A 20,651-nucleotide genomic window follows, 5' to 3' on the forward strand; every position below is an offset into this window, starting at 1 on the left:
AATCTCCTCAGCAGGATCAATATCCAAGGAGAACAGGAACGAAAAAATCAGCTCCATTACGGATCTAATGCTCAGCTTACCAGCTTTACGTTTCACGTGAAACAAAATAACAAATGGGAACTTCTCAAAACCCACGAACTCTTTTACAGATAATCTTTTCTGAGCATTAGATCCGTAATGGAGCTGATTTTTTCGTTCCTGTTCTCCTTGGATATTGATCCTGCTGAGGAGATTTCCTTTCTCATCATATTCGAACTTAGTCGAAGCGATTTGTTTTTTCTCTTCATTGTAGATGTTTTGAATCAAGACCTTCGGATTCTTTTCGTCTTGAACCAAAGTAAAAGTTTCAACTTCCTTTGAGTCTGACCAATTCGTATGTCCGGATTTCGCGAATTCGTTTGCCCACGCTGTGATGTTTGACTTTAATAACGGCTTGTTTTCTTTATCAAAGACTTCGATCAAATCGATTTGTCCTTTTGGATTGTATCGAAAGGTTTTTGTTTCAAGAAGAAGATTGTCTTTGTTGAAGAGTTCTTCTCTTACAACTTTTCCTTCCTTGTATTGGAATTGAGTCGATCCGTCGGGTTTTCCTTCTTCGTTTGTATATGATTCTTTGATAAGTTTTCCGCTGGAATCGTATTCATAATTCGCAGTATAGATGACTTTCCCGCTCGCGTTTTTAACAACTTCTCGAATCGGACCGTTTTGACTATTTCCGAAAACGTATTTGTCGATATGAGACCATTTTCCGGGCGTCACTGCGGATAAAAAACCCGGAAAAAGCAGAAACACCAATATAACTCGAATCATTTCCATAACCTCTACCCTTCAATCATCGGAAAAGAATCTAAAAGATTAACTTCAATTCCTTTATCCTTTATTAAAAAGACAGGGATTGAATGATTTAATGCCTTGAAAGGAAATCAAGTGACGTTATTTTCTTCCGCACTGAGGAGAATTACAGATGAATTGGAAGAAGATCGGCTTAGGCTTTTTAGGGGCCTTGGTTCTATTTTTGCTTTATACGATTTTTATCACGGAGAAAGGAATTCAATCCTTAACTCCAAAGACGAAGTTTGAAGAAAAGGACTACGGGAAAATTGCGGAAGATGCTTCGAAAGATTTACAATCTTATCTAAAAATCAAAACGATTCGAGGAAATGAAAAACAAGCAGCCTTATTTTTGAAAAGTCTCTTTGATAAGCGGGGAATCAAAACGACTATCTTTGAAGTTCCCGGCAAACCTGAAAGAGCGAGCATCATGGCCGAGATCAAAGGACGCGATTCTGAAGGTGGCTTGATTCTTACAAATCATTTGGACGTAGTAGAAGTAAATGAGAGTGAATGGATTCATCCTCCTTTCGCAGGCGTGAGAGTCGGCGATCGAATTTACGGTCGCGGTGCGGTGGATACGAAAGGACTAGGGATTATGGAGCTCTACGCTTTTTTTCTAATCCACGATTCCGGGATGAAGCTTAAAAAAAATCTGATGTATCTTGCCGTTTCCGACGAAGAAAGCCGATCCGAATTTGGAATGCGTTTTTTAATCGCGAATCATAGAGACATTTTTAAAGGGTATGAATTTGTTCACAATGAGGGCGGCGTTGGAACCAAAGACGTCGTTCTAAAAGGAAGTAAAATTTTTAACATCCAACACGCTGAAAAAGGAGCCGTATGGTTGGACTTGGAAAGCGAAGACATCTCGGGACATGGGAGTACGCCGCCGGTTCAATATGCCGCGCTCAATCTCATAGACTTTCTTGAAGAATTGAAGAAGATGAATGAGATCACAATCATAAAGGATGAAACCGCTTCATTCTTTTATCAGATGGGTGAAGTAAGTCCCTTTCCAAATTCCTTTGTGTTAAAACGGTCTCGAAACCCGCTCTTAGGAATTATTTTAAAAGGAGTGATTCAGACAAATAAACATTTAAGAGCGATGACAAGTAACTCAGTGAGCATCACTGGAGTAGATACTCACTACGCGGGAATCAATGTCATCACATCCAAAGCGAATGGAAGCGTTGATATAAGAATTCTTCCCGGATTCAATGAAAACGAAGTTTATGAAAAGGTGAAGAAGCTAGGAGAAAAATATAAAGTAAAAGTCACGGCGCGACATCTGGAACCGGGAACGACATCGCCTGTGGATTCAAAGTACTTTAAAATTCTTTCCGGCGTTGTCAAAGAAGTGGTTCCCGGATCGGTGATCACTCCTTTCCTCTCGCCCGGAACAACTGATTCTTCTTACTTAAGACTGGCTGGTTTTAAATGTTACGGATTGATTCCTTCTCTGATGAGTTCGGAAGAGATCGATGGAATTCACGGGAAAAACGAAAGCACTACTGTGGAGCATTTAAAAACAGGAATTGAAATTCTTCATAAGTCGGTGATCGAATTTAATAACGTCGAAGACTGATTTTCTTAAAGTTTCAAGGCGAATCAAATTCGTCTTGAAACTTTACTCTTCCCTCACAACTCGCAATCCCGATTTTATCTCTTGCTGACCATCTTTTTTAGAAAGGAATTCGATTCTTGAGGTAAGAATGATAAAATGAAATGATCCGCGTTCAACACGGGCATTTCGAAGTCAAACATCGTAGGAAATCGAAAAACTCTGACTCAAACGAAGACAGATCTTATACCGAGAAGATTTCGTACGATGTATGTTTCTAAACCGTCGGGATCAAGTTGGAACTTTTTCAGTTCTATTTGTTTTCCTCATTCCTATCCTTAAAAATAAGACGGAGTTCTTTCAAAACATTCAGGAGCTCTTGTCTCTTTGTGATCGGAAAGTCTTGCAGTAAATATTCAAAATGACTCGTTATCTTTTTCGGCAAAGTTCTTTCCAATGATCGACCGGTCTTTGTAAGAGTAATGATCGTTGCTCGTTTATCTTCTTCGGAGATTTCGCTTTTTACCAACTGATTCTGAACCATTCTCGCGACCATTCGAGAAGCGGAAGGCGCATCTTGCAGCGTTACATGGATGATTTCTTTTTGAGTCAGTGATTCTTTTTCCCAAAGCGTCGCGAGGACCTGCCACTGTTCCGGCGTTAAGTTATAATCCCGAAGACAACGAGAGAGTTCTCTCCTAAAAAGTAAGGCGACTCGATGAAGATTGAAACCGAGTTGGTGATCCAATATGAACATAAGGGATTTTTCGAGTTCCTGCTTTAGACGTCAAATATAATTGCTCGAACAAGTAACAAAGCCTTAAAAAACAAAACATGATTTGAAATATAAAGTCGCGGGAAGATTTGCTTCTCTGTTCTTGATTCAAAATTTTAAAAACCCCCTTTGTAGATTGGAAAATTTTTATCGATGTTTCTTTTCTTTGAATCTTTCCGATTTCCAAGAATCTGTAGAGACAGAAGAAAACAAAATTCTACTTTAGCAACATGCAGGATCCAATGGAATTTTCGGTGCAATCGATTTTGGAAAGATTGGAGGAAAGATTTCCGAAAGAAGCGAAAGAAATTCTTCCTTTGTTTGATTGGGAATTGGTTACGAGTTTTACCAGATTCTTAAAAGAGAAAAATGAGGCGGGCGGGTTCTTTTCGAAAAGAGATTCTGAAGAAATTTTGGATCGTCACGTTTTAGAATCCTTGTATCACGTTTACAGAATTTCAAAAAAGATCGGTTCATGGAAAGGAGTTCAGTTGGGAGATGCGGGGACCGGTCCGGGAATTCCAGGTTTCTTCTTCCGTTGTCTGAAAGATCATCCTATTGTATATTTAATCGATTCTCAAAAAAGAAAATTGGCTCATACCGAAGAGTTTGTGAAGTTTAATAAAATTTCCGATGTAAAGTTCAAGTTTATTCGCACGGAAGAATCCAAGTTGAATCTGGATTATGTCGTATCACGAGGTTTTATTCCTTACCCTTACTGCGTCGAAGCCGTTTGCAATCTAGTTCGGATGGGTGGAACTTATGTCCCATTTTTAGCAAAACATGATATTCCTTCCAAAGTAGAAAAAGAAGTTCTTGCAAACTCAGGATTTGCTTTCGAATCCATGCAAGATTTTCCTTCTCTTGAATTTTTAGGGATGCGACATATTAAATTCTTGAAAAAGGTTTCTAGCCCAAGGCATGGTTATCCTAGAGCTTGGAAGGATATCAGCAAGGAGAGTAAGGGCGTAAATGGGAAAAATAGTATCCATTAGTAATCAAAAGGGCGGCGTCGGAAAAACGACAACTTCCATCAATCTTGCGGCTAACCTTGCTTCGATCGGAAAAAAAGTTCTGATCATCGATATGGATCCGCAGGGAAATTCCGGATCCGGTCTTGGGATCGAGATCAACACACTCGGAAAAACTTCGTATGAGTTGTTGTTAGGCGAATCTTCGGCTAACGAATGTATTCAGAGAACAAACGTAGATCATCTTCATATCATTCCTTCGAACATCAATTTGAGCGGTGCGGAAGCGGACCTTCTCGCGGAAGAAGAAAGGGAATACCGTTTGAAAAATGCGGTTTCGGAACTTCGCACGGAATACGATTATATTTTAATCGATTGCCCTCCTTCTCTGGGAATTCTTACGATCAACGCGCTTTGCGCTGCGGACAGCGTGATGATTACTCTTCAGACGGAATACTTTGCTCTGGAAGGTTTGACTCAGCTTATGAAAATTATTTCTCTCGTTCAAAATCAACTGAATCCTTCCTTAGAATTGGAAGGAGTCCTTCTTACGATGTTCGACAAAAGAACTAATCTCGCGAATCAAGTCGCCGAAGATGTGAAGTCTTATTTTAAAGATAAAGTTTATACTACGATCATTCCAAGAAACGTTAAATTGAGCGAAGCTCCTTCCTTCGGACAAACCATTATGAGTTACGATCCGGAAGGAGTCGGCGCTCAGAGTTATAGAAGTTTAGCTCTGGAAGTCGCAGGGAAGAATTAAGAATGGCGATCAAACCCAAAGCCCTAGGAAGAGGCCTTGGAAATTTAATTCCGGTCAACGAAAACAAAGCTCCGATGGATTCTTCTTCCGATGGCGCGCTACGCGATATTCGTATCAGCGAAATTCGCCCGAATCCGGGTCAGCCAAGAAAGACATTTTTGGAAGAATCGCTCAAAGAACTTTCTGAAACGATCAAAGCTCACGGTGTAATTCAACCGATCGTCGTAAAACAATTGGATGCGGGCTATGAGATCATTTCCGGGGAAAGACGTTACCGGGCGTGTAAACTTGCGGGCTTTGTAAAAATTCCAGCGATCGTAAAAAACGTTTCTGAAAATCAATCCATGGAAATGGCGATCATCGAAAACATTCAAAGAGAGGATCTCAATCCGATTGAAGAAGCGATTGCCTATAAGACACTTTCCGAAAAATTAAATCTTAAGATCACTGATATCTCCGCTCGGGTTGGAAAAAATCGTTCCACAATTTCAAATTTGATTCGGCTTCTTCAATTGCCGGATTCGGTTCAGGATTTAATAAAGAACGGAAGAATTTCCGAAGGTCATGCAAGACCGCTTCTGTCCTTAGCCGATAGAAAGAAGATCGAACAGCTCGCCTATCAAATCGCAGAGAAAGGTTTAACGGCGAGACAAGTGGAAGATTTGGTTTCTAATCTTACCGAAGAACGCTCCTCTTCCACTCACGAAAAGAAGAAACCTCGCAAAGACGTAAACATCGTTGAACTGGAAAATAAGTTTCGCAAAAAATATTCCATGAAAATCGAGATCGGTCACAATCAAAGCTCCGGCAAAGGAAAGATGACGATCGCTTACCCGAATTTGGAAGCGATGGAAAAAATTTTAAACGCTCTGGGTTTGTAGAAGCGGAAAGATTATCGATTCCTCGATCAAAGATTTTATAGGAATATGTTCGATGGACGTTATTTCGCTTTTAATCCGAATTTGGCGCTTCTGTTCGTTGTATTAGTTTTCATTTTTTACGCAAAACTGTCATTGTACAAGATGAGAATGAAAAATAATTCAGTTCTTTCTCCACTTTTTTGAATTGTTGTTATTAGTTTAATTTCTTCATTGTATATTTTTTTCGACCATCGTATTTACGTATAAACTTCCCAAGGAAGAGCTTACCTTAGCTTACACATCCTATCTCGGTTTTAATGTTTATCTCTTACTCGGAATTGAAACGGCCTTTGAAAAAAGTAAATATATTTTATTTTTTCTGATGTGCGTTTTTGCGATTCTAACTCGATTTTCTTTCCTGATTTTTCTCAAATAAACAGAAATCTTTTTAGTTTTGCGATCTGTATTCGAAACCCCTTCTCCATTTATCTGCGTAGCTTTTTATTCTGAAGTTAGGAATTTTCTGAAGAAGGTTGAGAATGTCCGTTGTAGAATTCTTGAGTGATGCTAAGGGAACAAATTTTATTCGTTGATGAGTATGGATTAACTCGTTATTTCCAGTGCAAAAATCAAATCCTTTATTGTGGTAATGTACAATTGAGAAATTATGCGAGATATAGTAATTGGGGACATACATGGATGCTTCGAGGAATTAATTCTGCTCCTAAAAGAAGTCGGTTATTCTAAAGAAGATAGAATCATTTCCGTTGGAGACATTGTGGATCGGGGACCCGACTCGGTGAAAGTATATCAGTTCTTTAAAGAGAATCCGAAACATATCGTGGTTAGGGGAAATCATGAGAACAAACACTACAACCAGGTGCTTTCTTATTCTCAAGAGATCGTGAAAGTTCAGTTCGGAACTCGTTATCAAGAATTTTTAGAATGGGTTCAGAATCTTCCTTATTACTTTGAAACCGAAGCCGCGATCATTGTCCACGCGGCGATTGAACCGGATGTTCCTTTGAAGGATCAGAAAAAGGAAGTTTTGATGGGAAGTACTTCCGGAGAAAAATATCTCACGAATAAAATCGGGTCTCAAAATTGGCTGAGTTTGTATCGACTTCCAAAACCTCTTCTCTTTGGTCATCGTGTAGTCGGCGATGTTGTCAAAATTTACGGCGATAAAGTATACGGACTTGATACCGGGGCATGTTTCGGAGGATTCTTAACCGCTGTAACTCTTCCCGATTTTCGGATCTATTCGGTAAAGGCGGATCGAAATTATTGGAGATCGGAAATGGAAAAATGGCAAGTAGAAGTTGTGCGAGCAAAACCTTGGAAAACATTCGAGTTTGATAAAATTCAAAGAGAGATTTTTAAAATACGAAATTCTAGACAGCCGGAAGTTGCCGAATTCATTTTCAAAGTAGAAAATTTGCTTCGGTCTTTGGATGAAATTTACGAAAAAATTCTGAAAAATTTAGAATATAGGAGTTCTCAAATATTGGGAGAGTTCGGCGCCGATTTGTTTATAAATGCGGCAAAGGAATACGAATATAAAGTTCTTCTAATTTTATCTCAGAAAAAACAACTGAACGTAAAATATCTAAAGGATTCTTTTAAAACTCCCGGAAAATTATTTCAGCTAATGCATCAACTGGATTTGAAAGTGGAAGATACGCTTTTTGAAATCGCAGAGGAAAGAAGATGACGATCGCTTATCTGAATTTGGAAACGATGGAAAAAATTTTTAAACGTTTTTAGTTTGTAGAAATGGTAATAAAGGTCTTTTTAAAAACGTTGCAAGATTCTATATACTTCCTATATTTTCGAGACTTGCAACGTTGAAACTGAGATTATATTAGTGCATATATAATCTTTTGTGATTTAGGATTTTTCCTTTTTGTCTTTTTTATCCTTTTCTTTTTTCTTTCGGAACGCCCAGCCAGATCCTGATACGGTTTTGATTCCAACTGCTCCTACGGATTGACCAGTGTTGGCATTAAAAAAGTTAATCTGTAAATCGCCGAACGACCAAACTAAAACAGTGTCCCCACCGGCAACCTTTGTTATTTTTTTTAAGGAATTGGTGATCCTAATTTTCCGATTGTTTTCTGCCTGCACTTCGTCCTTTGGTTCGCGGACAATACAAGGATAATAAAGAGGGGTGTAAGCCCAGATTCCAAGAGTTATCCAATTGATTGGAACCTGCGCATAACAATACGGCCTTTTCCAAGACTCTTCTTCGACATAATCGTAAAACCAAAATATATGACTATCTTGATTGTAGTCGGAGTAAACATGTCCTAAAAGTTCCCACTTCTTTTCATCAAATTGGAGATTATTACCGTCCCAAGAAAATCCTGGAGGAAACTCGATCACATAGGCATTTACATTTGCGACGTCGTTGAGTTTTAATTTCTCAGCTTCGATTGTCATTCCAGTTGTGTCTACAACCTCGCCTTTTTTCTCGAATCTTGCTATATAATTCATACTTGCACAAGCAACGAAGGAAGAGTTTAGAAAGAACAAGAAACTTAAAATTATTATTTTCTTGAATGGTATTTTCTTTCTTAACTCATCGCATAAAGAACGAAACTTTGAATCCATTTATATCCTCATTTTTAGATTAGAATCGATTTGATTCTATGTCGTTTTTAACAGGCATAGCTTAGCGGAATTGCATTAAACGAGATCCGGATATGGAAAATATTTAGTTAGTTTTCGAAACTAACACATTAGTGATTTCTAATTTATCGAAATTTTAAGAAAGGCCAAATCCAAAAGCGAAAATTCCGAAGAAGAACGAAGATCAAAAAAAATAGAATGTTCAACAAATGCGTATGCGAGGGTTTTAAATTCTATTCTTGAATATCCAACAAAAAACCGCGAATATCCGTAAGTGATTTCAGCAATTTAAATGCGGAATTTCCCTCGTTCATAATCAGTTCAGCGAGAACTTGGATTTTTTCGTCGATGATTCGCACGACATGATAGATTTTCTTGGCTTCCCCTTTCATTCTTCTGGAAAGAGTTTCCACTTTCATGTTTTGATCGATTACCGCTTTGGTGATGGCTTGGACGTGTTTTTGATAGGCTTCTAAATTAACGATGGAAGGAAGATCCAAAAATCTTTTTTCAATCTCGGGGAGATCACGCCAAAGTGCGTTGAGATCTTTTGTGGATTCGGAATTAGAGGGAACGATCTCTTCTAAAATATCGAGAAAGGATGAGGAAGCGGGCGCTTCTATGTTTTCGCTTGGGTCGGCGGAACTTCCTCTGTTTAAGGAGGAAACTCCATTCTTTTTACCTTTGGAAGTTTGCCTTGTTTCGGTTTCTTTACGAGGTGGTTGGTAAGGTGGTATGAGTACTTTCAATGTGCAACTGGGTTGATCTTACAATTGCCTTCGAACTGCACTCCCTCTTCCATCACGATTCGAGGAGAAATGATATCTCCTTTCATTCTGCAGGATGCAAGCAAAGTGACTCTTTCACTGGCGTAAATATTCCCATTGATTTCGCCGCCAGCGACAACAATTCGGGCTCTAATATCCGTATCGACGATACCGGATTTGCCGATTAGGACTTTTCCCTCGGTTTTTATCGAACCTCGAAAAATTCCGTCGATTCTTAATAGCCCCGATAGTTTAAATTCGCCGCTGAACTCGGCACCTTCGCCAATGATACTATTTACGATTAAGTGTTCTTCTGTTGTCGCCATTCAGTCCTGAATTTGGTTGAGGAAAGCAAAAGGGTTGATCGCCCTTGTTCCAACGTGAATTTCATAGTGGAGCATATAATTGGGAGAGGATTCCGTTTTCCCGACGAAACCGATTACTTCCGTTTTTGAAACTTGCTGACCTTGTCTTACTTTCAATCGATCCATATTCGAATAGATCGTCTTCCAGCCGTATTTGTGTGCTACTTTTACAAAATAACCGGTGTTTCTTGTATAACCGATCTCATACACGGTCCCCGGAGCGGTCGCCATCACTTCGGATCCGGCAAAGGATCCGATATCAACTCCGCTGTTGTATTCTTTTCTTCCGGCGATCGGATTAAAGTAAGCTCCGTATGGATAAAGGACGTAGCCTTTTACCGGCCAGATGGACGGCGTTTGTTTAAGAATATTTTTTCTTTTTTTAAGAATCGAGATGATGTCCTGAGTGAGTTCGTTGCTGATCTTTAAGTTGTGAACGTCTTCCTTTAAACGAAAGACCGCAGCTCCTTCCGGGAGATCGTTTGTTTGAGGATTCGAAGATTTAGGTTCTATAATGGAAGGAGGTTGAGTGGAAAGTTGTTCGGCGCCTCCGATTCCTTTGGAAACTTTTGCCGGATCACCGCCGAGTCTAACGTAGAGTCTAGCTAATCTTCCATAATAGTACTCGACGTACTCGTGAAGAGAATTGATCTCCTCTTTCATCTTCGCCGATTGTCTGATAAAGTCTTTATTAGAAAGATTGAGTTCCGTAAGTTGATGTACGGAACCGCTATGGCTCAAGACGTTGATGGAGCTTATGATAAGAAGAATAAAGATCGTTCCTATAAAAATTGAAATCGCCCGATAGGAGATGTGAAAGTTGATGGTCTTTTGTTCCGAGTGCGGAATCACCATCACGGTAAGTCTCTCTTTTCCTTTTCGATTGAGTTCGGAAAGTTTAAGATCGAGTTTAAGTTTGTACTCCTGATACTTGTAGCGGAGTCTATAATAGATTAGTGCGAAAGTTGCTTTGATATCCACGGTTTATGTCCCGAAACTTGGTTTTTAGCGAACCGCTTTCACCTGTCTGAAGAGATCCTAAAAAATCTCTTTTCAGTCAATCGAATTCACAAAAAGTGACTCACTAAAACCGGATTTCTATGGTTTCAATAGCTGACACACATTGCCATCTTGATATAATACAATCCCAAGGTCTCGAAATCGCGGTCTGTCTAAAAAATGCGTCGGAATCCGGTGTAAAGAAGATCGTCCAAATCGGCATAGACCTTGAGAGTTCGATTCGGGCGCGTTCCATAGCTAACGAATATTCAAATGATTCGTTAGAGATCCGTTATTCGATCGGTTGCCATCCGACCGAAACTCACGAGTTTCCGAATAAAGATGAAATTCTTAGACTAGTTTATGAGAATTTGGACGATCCGAAACTTTCCGCGATAGGAGAGATCGGTCTCGATTATTATCATACCGCTGATTCTAAAAAGCAACAGGAAGAAATTTTAGAATCTTTTTTGGAATGTTCCGCAAATACGAAACTTCCCGTAGTAATTCATTCGAGAGACGCGAAGGAAGATACGATTTCCATTCTAAAAAATTTCCGCGATCGCGCGTTCGGTGTGATCCATTGTTTTACTTACGATTATCCCACCGCTAAAGCGTTAGTCGACATCGGTTATTATATTTCTTTCTCAGGTATAGTTGCATTTAAGAATGCGACCGACATTCAGGAAGCCGCTCAAAAACTTCCTCTCGAGTCGATGTTGATCGAAACGGACGCACCTTTTTTAGCGCCTCCTCCTTTTAGAGGAAAAAGAAACGAACCTTCGTATATGAAGTTTGTTCTGGATAAAATGTTTTCACTTAGACAAGAATCCAATTCCGAAGTCGAGAATCGACTTTTTGAAAATAGCATAAAATTTATGAATCGAAAGGCGTACCACCACAATGCTTGATCTGCGTTATATCACTGAAAATACGGATGACCTCAAAAAAATTTTAGAACTTCGAGGTTTCAAAGACATCGGAATTATCGATCAGCTCACTTCTATCATTCATAGAAAACGTGAACTTCAAAGAGAGGCGGATATTCTCAGAGAAGAAAGAAACAGAGTGAGTAAGGAAGTCGGAAAGATCAAACAATCCGGCGGAGATATTTCGGAAATTTCAGCGGCCGTAAAACTGGTGGGCGAGAAAATAAAGGATATCGAAATCAAATTCGAAATCGAAGAAACTGCGCTCAACGATCTTAATTTAAGTCTTCCTAATATTCTAGATCCGAAAGTTCCCGCAGGAAAGTCGGAGCACGATAATGTGGTTCAATACGAAGTCGGGACGATTCCAAAATTCTCTTTTGCCCCAAAGCCGCATTTTGAGATCGGTGAGGCCCTAAACTGGATCAATTTTGAAAAAGGAGTGAAACTTTCCGGAGCGAGATCTTATACGTATTGGAAAGACGGCGCGAAACTAGAAAGAGCGCTGATGAATTTTATGCTCAACGTTCATACGGAAGAACACGGTTATACAGAAGTCTGGGTTCCCGCGATGGTGAACGACGAGTCGATGCTCGCGACTGGTCAATACCCGAAATTTAAAGAAGAATTTTATAGAATCGAAAAGGACGAACTCAATCTTATACCGACTGCGGAAGTTCCTCTGACTAATCTTTATCGGGACGAGATCATCCCGGAGGATCAGCTACCGATTTCGGTAACGGCTCATACTTCTTGTTTTCGAAGGGAAGCGGGATCTTACGGAAAGGACACGCGAGGACTTGTAAGAGTGCATCAGTTTCAAAAAGTCGAACTCGTAAAGTTTTGCAAGCCGGAAGAATCCGAAGAACAACATAAACAGATGTTGGCACATGCGGAGAATATTCTTAAAAAATTAGAACTTCCTTATAGAGTAATCATTCTTTGTAGCGGAGATATCTCAGCGAATTCTTCCATTACTTATGATATCGAAGTTTGGATGCCGGGTTTAAACCGTTACATGGAAATTTCTTCCGTTTCCAATTTCAAAGATTTCCAGGCTCGCCGTGGAAAGATTCGTTACAAATCGAAGGATGGAAAAAATCAGCTCGTTCATACGATCAACGGTTCCGGTTTGGCGCTCGGCAGAACATACGCCGCTATTTTGGAAAATTTCCAAAATCAAGACGGCACGGTTCGAATTCCCGAAGCGCTTAAACGATACCTTTGAGTTTCGATTTTTTATTTTTTAGAAACTTTTCATCTCAGGTTTTTTTCAAAAGAGCGGATAATAATCTTAGGATTCTAAATTTTAGAATCCTTGGAGTTGTATGATATTATCTTTTCCAAATAAGAATCGATTTGTTTTCACCTTACTTTTTTTATTTTTCATTTTTACGTTTACTTGGATGCTTTCCTCTCAAGAACTGAGTCGGATTGAAAAATCTTCAAATCAAAAGCCTGAAAAATTAAAAGGTTTCATCAATACAAAACTCAACGAGTTTGGAATCAGTCTCACGGACGACGGTAATATTCTCTATTTCTATTCTAAAAGAGAGAATTCGAATTATACGGATCTCTATCGATCTTCCCGCGACGGAGAAAGCTGGCCGCAGGGGGAAGAACTTTCGGTTCTTAATTCCAACTACGACGATCAAAGTCCGTTTATCATGAACAAAGAAGAGGGAATTTTATTTTCTTCGAACAGGGACGGAGCGATCGAATTCCAACTTTCTAATGGAAAGATCGGAGTTTCTAGAGATTTATTTTTTTCAAAACGAAGTGGATCCTCATGGGCAAGACCGATTGCTCTTCCCGGATTTGTAAACACGGATGAAATTGAGGAGAATCCGTTTTTATTTAACAACAAGCTCTACTTTACCCGTTATCCTTTTGGACAGGTTGCTGAAGCGGATATTTTCGTTTCGCTTTATAAAAATAAAATTTGGGAAAAGGCGTCGAATCTTCCAGAGCCGATTAACAGTCCTTATTCGGAGATCGCGGCTACGATCAGCAAGGACGGGAAGAGCATTTATTTTTCCTCAAATCGCCCCGGTGGTTTCGGAGGTTATGATCTCTATAAATCTAATTTTTTAGAGGAAGGCAATTTTTCCGAACCCGTCAATCTCGGACCGGAAATCAATACGGCTGGAGACGAAGCGTTTTATCTGGAAACGAACCGTCCGGGAACATTTTACTTTTGCAGAAGAAGTGGAAGAGATTATGATATTTATTCTAATCAGTCCAATCCCTTTCAAGAGTTGGAGAAGGGAAAATCCATTTCTCTAGATAGCATTCATTTTGCGTTAGGATCGTATGAAATTCTGGAAAACTCCTTTCCGATTTTAGAAAATCTCAGCGCTTATCTGAATGAAAATCCTAAAGTAAGAATTAAAATTACGGGTCATACGGATCTCAACGGTGAACCTGCGGACAATTTGATTCTGAGCCGTAATCGAGCCGATTCAGTTAAAGATTACCTAGTTAAGAAGGGGACGGATTCTTCCAGGATCGTAATCGATGGAAAAGGAAGTTCGGAGCCTATTGTTCCACAGAAAAATCCGGAAACGGATTTTAAAAACCGCAGAACGGAGTTCCAAATTCTCAACCCATAGAAATTCTATTTTTCATGAAAATGCTCTGGAAAAAATCCGGGTTCGATCCACGATATGTTTCATGATTGAGAAAAGAATTTTATATTTTGTCTTCCTTTGTTTCTTTCCCTTTGCCATTTTTTCTCAATCCGAGTATGCGGGTTCACGCTTAGAAAAAATTCTTTCCAAGAAGGAACTCGTAGTCGGAGTCAATAAACAATACGAACCATTCTACATTGAAAATCCTAAGGACGGTTATCCCGGCATCGACGCCGAACTCGCAAAACTTTACGCGGACTATTTAGGGGTCTCTCTCAAGTTAGTCCCGCTCAAAACGTTCCGGCAATTTTCCGAAGACATTCGATCGGGTAAAATCGATCTCGCTTTCGCAGGAATGTCGACGGATTTGAATCGAGGTAAGCAAGTTACTTTTTCCGATCCGTATCTCGTGACTACGCCCGCCGGTCTCGTCAGCAAAAAAATTCTCCCGCCGGAACCGGAAGGAAACATCGTAACGTCCCGAAGGTTTATGAGTCTCGGAGATCTCTCAACCCTGAGCGGGCTTGTCAGTTTCTCAGTAAGATCCAATACTACGAATCATATCTATCTTCAAAAAAAATACGCGAAACTTCCGATTTACAGTTATCTTTCCGATTCCATAGCGATCGATAATCTCCTCAGCAACAATGTTACTTGTTTTGTTGCGGATAGTTTTTTTATTCTTACTTTGCTCCAAAAAAATCCTTCCTTAAAAGCGAACTATCTCCCTCTTTTGGGAACGGTTCAGGAAGAATATATCAGCGCGGCCCTTCCGCAGAATGATTTGATTTTTGCGGATAATTTAAACTTCTTTATCAAGGAAATGAAACGAACAGGTGTTTTGGAAGACTTGAGAAGCCGATATTTTAATCGGAATAACTGGGTAAAATGATCTGTGTCTATTGACCTTTTGAAAAAGGCGGCTTGTTTTTATTGCCTGTATATTCTGATTCCGACTTCGCTATTCTCTCAGGAGATCGAAGAAAAAACAAAACTGGATTTTCAAGGGAATTACAGGGTTCGCGGATTCAATCTCGGAAGAGATATTTTTACCACTCGTCAAACCGCAGCCACTCCCTACGATAAAACCGCTTTCAAATCGGACGATCAAGCCGCACAACAGAAAGCGGTGGATAATGAGATCGCCGAAAGATTGAAAGGTAATCCCTCCACTCTTTCTCCTCAGAAAGAGGATATCTCTTACTTCGATACGAGAATGACTGTTAATATGAACTTCAACACTTCGAAATATTTCGAAGCGCTCTGGGGTGTTCAAGTCGGAGATATCACGTTCGGCGGAAAAGGGTTCGGTCAAAACTCAAGTGTCGGACCTGGTCAAGGCGGGGAGGTCGGTTTTTCCGCCCCGGTGAATATTCAGACAACCTTTCTCTATCTCAACTTCAAACTTCCGGAAGACGCGTTCAGCCTCAGAGTGGGACAACAATTATTTTCTTCCGCAAGAGGACGAGTCGTATTTACGCCGGGAACGGGCGTTACACTAAACAAAGATTTTCGTTTGTGGAATACTACGATTGAAGCCGGCTGGTTTGTCGCAAGACAGAACGCGCAACTCGATCTCGATAAAAATACTTACGCAGATAAGAATTACATAGGAACGAATATTTATTTTTACGAAATCAAAACGAGTCTTTTCAACAACGTAAAGAATGAACTTTATTCTTATTTTTTAGACGATACCGTCAGTTCGATCGATAAAACCACAAACGCAAAAGGCAATGTGATCGCTTTAGACAGCGAAGTCGGTCAGTTATTTTGGCATGGACTGATGACCGAAATCAATCTTTCGAATTTCGGTTTTGTGGTTCATGGAATCTACAATCACGGAAAGGTTCATGCTTTGGATCCTTACAGGGATGCAGCTGGAAATATTTTATACAATAAATACAGCAAACACAATATATCCGGCGGAATGATCGATCTTCAATTCTCATATCGTTATAGTGAGAATTTGACTTTTAACCTGGTTGGAGTCGGTACAACGGGAAGACCGGGTTATGACAAAGACGGAACCAAGGCCAATTTAAGAGGCGGCGGTTACAAAACTTTATTGCCTGGGTATTCCATTTCGAATATCGCGAACGACTTTACAGGAGGTTATGCGCTCTTTTCCGGAAAAGATTCCAGCGGTCTTTATGAATATGGAATCAACGGAGATATCGTAGTTTACGGCCCCTTGTTATTGACCTTGGGCTATTATCGACTTTATGGAACTAAATCGCCCTATATAGAAAATAATCGTTACTTCAATTTTGATAACGGTTACAAAACGAGCGCTTACTTCGGACAAGAATTCAACATCAATCTTAGATGGAACGCCTTTCGGGATATGCAGATACTGATGAGGTCCGGATATTTCATCTCCGGAGACGGTTTGAAGGCATATCTGGATACGATTCAGGGAAAGATTCTAAGAGAATTTTTTGTAACCGCGGAACATAGATTCTAAAGTTGTAATCGAGATCGGATCGCTCTTCCCAAAGTGTATTGATCCGAAAGTTCGATCGAACCTCCGACCGTAATTCCGTAAGCGATCCGAGTGACGTTGACTGAAAGCGGTTTGAGTTGACTCGCCAAATAATCGGCGGTCGCATCGCCTTCCAAAGTCGGATTCGTTGCGATCAAAACTTCCCTTACTTCTTCCGGTTCGATTCTTTCCAACAATTCCTTAATTCTAAGGTCTCGCGGACCGATTCCTTCCAAAGGTGAAATCACTCCGTTTAGTACGTGATACTTCCCTTGAAACTCCCTCGTATTTTCGATAAAGAAAATATCTTCGGGTTGTTCCACAACGCAGAAGGTGTGAGAATCCCTTTTTTCCGAAGTGCAGATATCGCAGATCGGAGTTTCGGAATAGGATCCACAACGTTTACAGAATTGAATCCTATTCTTTGTATCCGTAAGTTGGTGGATAAATTGATTGAAAAGGCCTTGTTCCAATCTTAATAGATGAAAGCTGATTCGGAAAGCGCTCTTTCGGCCGATGCCGGGTAAAGAAGACAATGCTTCTACCATCTCGTCTAGAAGATGATTAGCCAAGATTTCCACCGAACATTTTGGAAATTTCCGAAAAGTCTAAACCGCCCGAAGCCGATTGAAACTCATAAGCGGTCGCTTCTCTCGCTTTTTTGAGCGCGTCATTTGTCGCGGCCAAGACGAGGTCCTCGAGCATTTTGTTATCGTCGGCGTCAAACAACTGTTTGTTGATGTACACGTTCGTTACGAGGCCTTCTCCGGTCGCCGTTACGGTAACCATTCCCGCACCCGCGTCTCCTGTGACTCTAATTGCGGAAACGCGTTTTTTGACTTCTTCCATCTTTTCACGGAAGGCGCCCATATTCGAAAGGATCTCGGAGAAGTTTTTTATTTTGTCAAACATAACGATTAAGAATCCAACTTTGGAAATTTACTACGATCCACTTCCGTTCCCAGAAATTTTCTTTTGATCTCGGTGCTCGTATCGAATTTCGGAGGAATCACGTCCGGATCCCCGGCCGGTTTTGGCGGCTCCGGATTTGACATAGCTTCCTCGACGTCTCTAAAGTTAGACTCGATTTGGGATTCTAATGACTGAGAAAGGGAATCATCTTTTTTTTTTGAAGAATCGTTTTGAGTGATGTTCTTATTAAGCGAAGTTGTTTGCTGCGGTTCGGGTGCTGCGTTTTTAGAGTTTTGAACCATCAAAATCAGATGATTGATTCTATCTACGAGACCGGCCAAACTTGGATAAGTCAGTTCTTCGACGAGCTTTTTGATTTGAATTTCCGTAAAAACCTTAATCTCAAACGAGTTTCGAAGACGGATCGTTTTGATTCTTTCGTAAAGTTCAAAAAGTTTACCGGAAAGAAAATTCAGTTTTGAAGTATCGATCGATTCGAAGTCCGATTTCATTTTTATCAAATCTTCTTTCGGAAAGTTGACAGATTCCGGATCGGCGAGAGAGTCGCGGATTAAATTTAAAGTATGAGTGAATTCTATGGAATCCCAAAGAAACTTATAGATGTCCTGCCCTTCTTGGTAAAGCGTTTCTAGAATTTCCAAAGCACGGGAATGATTGTCGGGATCGATCAAACTTTTGATAAACGAAGTCAAAAATTCTATCCCGTGATATCCGATCATCTTTCGGATGGAAACGCCGATCAGTTTAGAATCCGTAAATACGATTGCTTGCTCCATAAAGGAGAGCATATCTCTGACAGAGCCGTCCCCTTTTTTTGCGATCCAGAAAAGACCTTCCTGATCGTACTGAACGTTTTCTATCTTACAAAGTTTTTCCGAATAGTCTTGAAGAACGGATAGAGGAACTTTCTTGAAAATGAAGTCTTGGCATCGAGAAAGAATCGTCTCCGGTATTTTATGAAATTCAGTTGTGGCAAGAACGAATACGATATGAGCCGGCGGTTCTTCTAAGGTTTTGAGAAGAGCGTTGAACGACTGGTCCGTGAGCATGTGGACCTCGTCTATAATATAAACCTTATATTTCCCGCCCATCGGCGCGAACTTAACGTTGTCTCTGAGTTCGCGGATGTTTTCGATTCCACGATTACTCGCCGCGTCGATTTCAAGGACGTCGCTCGAAATTCCGCGAGTGATTTCAGTACAGGAACTGCACTCGTTACAAGGTTCGTTTTCGATAGGGTTTTGGCAGTTGAGGCGTTTTGCAAGAATTCTCGCGATCGTAGTTTTACCGACTCCTCGCGGACCGAAGAAGATATAAGCGTGACCTATTTTTCCGGATTTAAGGGCGTTCTGAAGAGCACCTATGGCGAGGTCTTGATGGATTACGTCCCGAAATCTTTGCGGGCGATACTTCCGGGAAAGGACTTCGTGAGTTCCTGCCATAAAATGGAGTCGGAGAAGCCGGGATTCGAACCCGGGGTGCTTTTGGCACACATGCTTTCCAAGCATGCACAATAGACCACTCTGACACTTCTCCTATAGCATTCAGGAATTCTGCCAAGAGGCTGTACGTCAATTTAATTTCTTTCTTCTGGCTTTGAAAAACGATTTGAAAGCGTCTTTCGATATTTCTGCGGGAATACAAATCAGCTCCGGGAAAAAATTTCGAGAATAGATCGTTTCAATGCTCAAGGATGAAATTCCTTCTCCTTGTTTTGCGGGAAGAAGATAAACGACTTTTGGAATTCTTGAAAGAAGAATTGTGCCTGCGCACATCAAACAAGGTTCTAAAGAAGTGATGAGCAAACATTCGGAAAGATAACGGGCTCCGATTTTCTCTTTCGCGTCTCTTAAACAAAGTATTTCACTGTGAAAGGATGAATCCGAATTCTTTTCGACTTCGTTTGAAGACTCGGCGATTAATTCTTCTCCTTTATAGATTCTTGTAAAACTAGGAATTTCTTCTCCGCGGAGTGAAACGAGACTTTCCATACGACTCAGAAAATCGGGAAGAATCTTATGATTTAGGAAATCGTCCATCGAGTTAGTCGACAAATTCTTCTTGATAAGACCTTCGGTAAATGGTTTTTTCAACGGAATGATTCTCTCCGCGAAGTTTTTACATAACGCAGTCTCGGAAAACAGAAACAATTCCGTTCTGATCCGATTGAATTCGCCGACCGGAGCCGCAAATCCGGATCGAAGACCGATTGTTTTGGGTTTGGCGATCGATAGAAGCTGGTCGATGAAGGGTGAAAAGTTGGAGGCGGTCATTCAGTCCGCTTCCTCTTTAGTGAATTGGCTGACGCGGAGAGATTTCCTATCCGTGATCGCTTACGCGGAAGACATTCACGTTATACAACCTATCGTTCAACTTGTGGAAAAATCTTCGATCATCAATCGTATTCATACGATTCAACCCGGAACTTCCACCAATCTTTCCGGCGGTTGGCTGCATACTTTAAGAGGTCTGGAATTATTTTCGGATACCACCGTTTACAAGAGAGCCATTTTACTTACGGACGGAAATCCGACGCAAGGGATCACGGATCCACTGGATCTCATTCAGATCGCCGGAGATCATTATAAAAAAGGAATATCAACTACCGTCATCGGATTCGGCGACGACTTCAATGAAATTCTTCTGAAAGACATCGCGGATGCCGGTGGAGGAAACTTTTATTATATCGAAAGTCCTGAAGCGACCGGAGATATTTTCTTCCGTGAATTCGGGGACATCGGTTCCTTATACGCACAATCGATTGAAACAAAAATCCAATTCGGTAAGGACGTAGAATTTTTAGAATTGTTAAGCGACATCCCGTATTATACGGAGTTGGATCCGCAACAATCGAGTAGAACTAAGGCCATAGTCCTGCAATGCGGCGATATGCGCGCGGACGATATCCGCAACATGGTTTTGAAAGTCAGAACACATCCTGAAAATTTAATACACATCGAAGACGAAGATTCCGGCGTTTCCATCACGAGCACCTTTTACAATTTATCCGAAAAGATGAAATTGGAAACGGTTGCTTTTCGGTTGAATCCGGATTGGAAGTCAAATTCGATTAAGGAAGACGCGGACGTTATCGTTGAATCGATCGTTGCAAAGTCCGGTAAAACTCTGAAAAAGGCGAGCTCTCTCA

Annotated in this window: 21 protein-coding genes and 1 tRNA gene; 11 read left to right on the plus strand and 11 right to left on the minus strand. The window is 40.6% G+C overall.

Translation table 11 applies throughout. From position 1 onward, the window contains the following. A partial coding sequence (locus CH376_RS20055) for a hypothetical protein (protein WP_420843571.1) occupies positions 1-816 on the minus strand: 816 nt, incomplete at its 3' end. Between the two features lie 148 nt (positions 817-964). Here CH376_RS20055 and CH376_RS20060 point away from each other — a divergent pair. Next, positions 965-2,419, plus strand: coding sequence for a M20/M25/M40 family metallo-hydrolase (locus tag CH376_RS20060; RefSeq protein WP_100784533.1), 1,455 nt, complete (start codon positions 965-967; stop codon positions 2,417-2,419). A gap of 289 nt (positions 2,420-2,708) precedes the next feature. Here CH376_RS20060 and CH376_RS20065 read toward each other — a convergent pair whose 3' ends face one another. Next, positions 2,709-3,152: a MarR family winged helix-turn-helix transcriptional regulator gene (locus CH376_RS20065; RefSeq protein ID WP_100784534.1), complete on the minus strand. Its 444-nt coding sequence runs from the start codon at positions 3,150-3,152 to the stop codon at positions 2,709-2,711. 248 nt (positions 3,153-3,400) lie between these two features. On the opposite strand from CH376_RS20065, the gene CH376_RS20070 reads away from it, so the two are divergent. From CH376_RS20070 to CH376_RS20090, 4 genes are all read left to right on the plus strand, one after another. Continuing rightward, on the plus strand, positions 3,401-4,165 hold the full coding sequence (locus CH376_RS20070) for an RsmG family class I SAM-dependent methyltransferase (protein ID WP_100784535.1): 765 nt from the start codon (positions 3,401-3,403) through the stop codon (positions 4,163-4,165). Continuing rightward, on the plus strand, positions 4,143-4,904 hold the full coding sequence (locus CH376_RS20075) for a ParA family protein (protein ID WP_100784536.1): 762 nt from the start codon (positions 4,143-4,145) through the stop codon (positions 4,902-4,904). Before CH376_RS20070 ends, CH376_RS20075 begins: the two co-directional genes overlap by 23 nt. 2 nt (positions 4,905-4,906) lie before the next feature. Then, the gene (locus CH376_RS20080; protein ID WP_100784537.1) at positions 4,907-5,785 is read left to right on the plus strand and encodes a ParB/RepB/Spo0J family partition protein; all 879 of its coding nucleotides are present in this window, start codon (positions 4,907-4,909) and stop codon (positions 5,783-5,785) included. Between the two features lie 646 nt (positions 5,786-6,431). Continuing rightward, complete coding sequence (locus tag CH376_RS20090; protein WP_100784538.1) at positions 6,432-7,478, plus strand: metallophosphoesterase; 1,047 nt, start codon at positions 6,432-6,434, stop codon at positions 7,476-7,478. 176 nt (positions 7,479-7,654) lie between these two features. Here the strand turns inward: CH376_RS20090 and CH376_RS20095 are convergent, their stop codons facing one another. The 4 genes from CH376_RS20095 to CH376_RS20110 form a co-directional block, all read right to left on the minus strand. Continuing rightward, a complete protein-coding gene (locus tag CH376_RS20095) occupies positions 7,655-8,377 on the minus strand; it encodes a hypothetical protein (protein WP_207767162.1) in 723 nt (240 codons plus the stop codon). Between the two features lie 251 nt (positions 8,378-8,628). Beyond that, entirely contained in the window at positions 8,629-9,144 is a 516-nt protein-coding gene (locus CH376_RS20100; RefSeq protein WP_100784539.1) for a YaaR family protein, read from the minus strand. Further along, positions 9,141-9,488 (minus strand): bactofilin family protein, encoded by a 348-nt coding sequence (locus CH376_RS20105; protein ID WP_100784540.1) that lies wholly within the window; start codon positions 9,486-9,488, stop codon positions 9,141-9,143. The genes CH376_RS20100 and CH376_RS20105 overlap by 4 nt, the downstream gene beginning before the upstream one ends. Next, positions 9,489-10,508 carry a M23 family metallopeptidase gene (locus CH376_RS20110; protein ID WP_100784541.1) on the minus strand — a complete coding sequence of 340 codons (1,020 nt, stop codon included), beginning with the start codon at positions 10,506-10,508 and terminating at the stop codon, positions 9,489-9,491. A gap of 119 nt (positions 10,509-10,627) precedes the next feature. Between CH376_RS20110 and CH376_RS20115 the strand changes: the two genes are divergently transcribed. From CH376_RS20115 to CH376_RS20135, 5 genes are all read left to right on the plus strand, one after another. Then, positions 10,628-11,437, plus strand: coding sequence for a TatD family hydrolase (locus CH376_RS20115; protein ID WP_100784542.1), 810 nt, complete (start codon positions 10,628-10,630; stop codon positions 11,435-11,437). Further along, complete coding sequence (serS, locus tag CH376_RS20120; protein WP_100784543.1) at positions 11,430-12,683, plus strand: serine--tRNA ligase; 1,254 nt, start codon at positions 11,430-11,432, stop codon at positions 12,681-12,683. Before CH376_RS20115 ends, serS begins: the two co-directional genes overlap by 8 nt. Positions 12,684-12,783: 100 nt before the next feature. After that, positions 12,784-14,067: an OmpA family protein gene (locus tag CH376_RS20125; protein ID WP_100784544.1), complete on the plus strand. Its 1,284-nt coding sequence runs from the start codon at positions 12,784-12,786 to the stop codon at positions 14,065-14,067. Positions 14,068-14,128: 61 nt separating this feature from the next. After that, on the plus strand, positions 14,129-14,977 hold the full coding sequence (locus CH376_RS20130) for a substrate-binding periplasmic protein (protein ID WP_100784545.1): 849 nt from the start codon (positions 14,129-14,131) through the stop codon (positions 14,975-14,977). 3 nt (positions 14,978-14,980) lie between these two features. Beyond that, positions 14,981-16,552, plus strand: a complete 1,572-nt coding sequence (locus tag CH376_RS20135) for a hypothetical protein (protein ID WP_100784546.1) — start codon at positions 14,981-14,983, stop codon at positions 16,550-16,552. On the opposite strand, the gene recR is transcribed toward CH376_RS20135, so the two are convergent. The 5 genes from recR to CH376_RS20160 form a co-directional block, all read right to left on the minus strand. Then, positions 16,549-17,142 carry a recombination mediator RecR gene (recR, locus tag CH376_RS20140; RefSeq protein WP_100784758.1) on the minus strand — a complete coding sequence of 198 codons (594 nt, stop codon included), beginning with the start codon at positions 17,140-17,142 and terminating at the stop codon, positions 16,549-16,551. The two genes, CH376_RS20135 and recR, sit on opposite strands and share 4 nt — an antisense overlap. Beyond that, a complete protein-coding gene (locus tag CH376_RS20145) occupies positions 17,135-17,482 on the minus strand; it encodes a YbaB/EbfC family nucleoid-associated protein (RefSeq protein ID WP_100784547.1) in 348 nt (115 codons plus the stop codon). The genes recR and CH376_RS20145 overlap by 8 nt, the downstream gene beginning before the upstream one ends. A gap of 5 nt (positions 17,483-17,487) precedes the next feature. Then, on the minus strand, positions 17,488-18,945 hold the full coding sequence (gene dnaX, locus CH376_RS20150) for a DNA polymerase III subunit gamma/tau (protein ID WP_100784548.1): 1,458 nt from the start codon (positions 18,943-18,945) through the stop codon (positions 17,488-17,490). 10 nt (positions 18,946-18,955) lie between these two features. Next, positions 18,956-19,039: transfer RNA gene (locus tag CH376_RS20155), tRNA-Ser, on the minus strand. Positions 19,040-19,074: 35 nt separating this feature from the next. Then, positions 19,075-19,542 carry a nucleoside deaminase gene (locus CH376_RS20160; protein ID WP_100784760.1) on the minus strand — a complete coding sequence of 156 codons (468 nt, stop codon included), beginning with the start codon at positions 19,540-19,542 and terminating at the stop codon, positions 19,075-19,077. A 58-nt stretch (positions 19,543-19,600) separates the two neighbouring features. Here CH376_RS20160 and CH376_RS20165 point away from each other — a divergent pair. After that, positions 19,601-20,651 (plus strand): vWA domain-containing protein (locus tag CH376_RS20165; RefSeq protein WP_125232028.1); only part of this gene is annotated, 1,051 nt, incomplete at its 3' end.

Source organism: Leptospira adleri (assembly GCF_002811985.1).
Lineage (GTDB): Bacteria > Spirochaetota > Leptospiria > Leptospirales > Leptospiraceae > Leptospira > Leptospira adleri.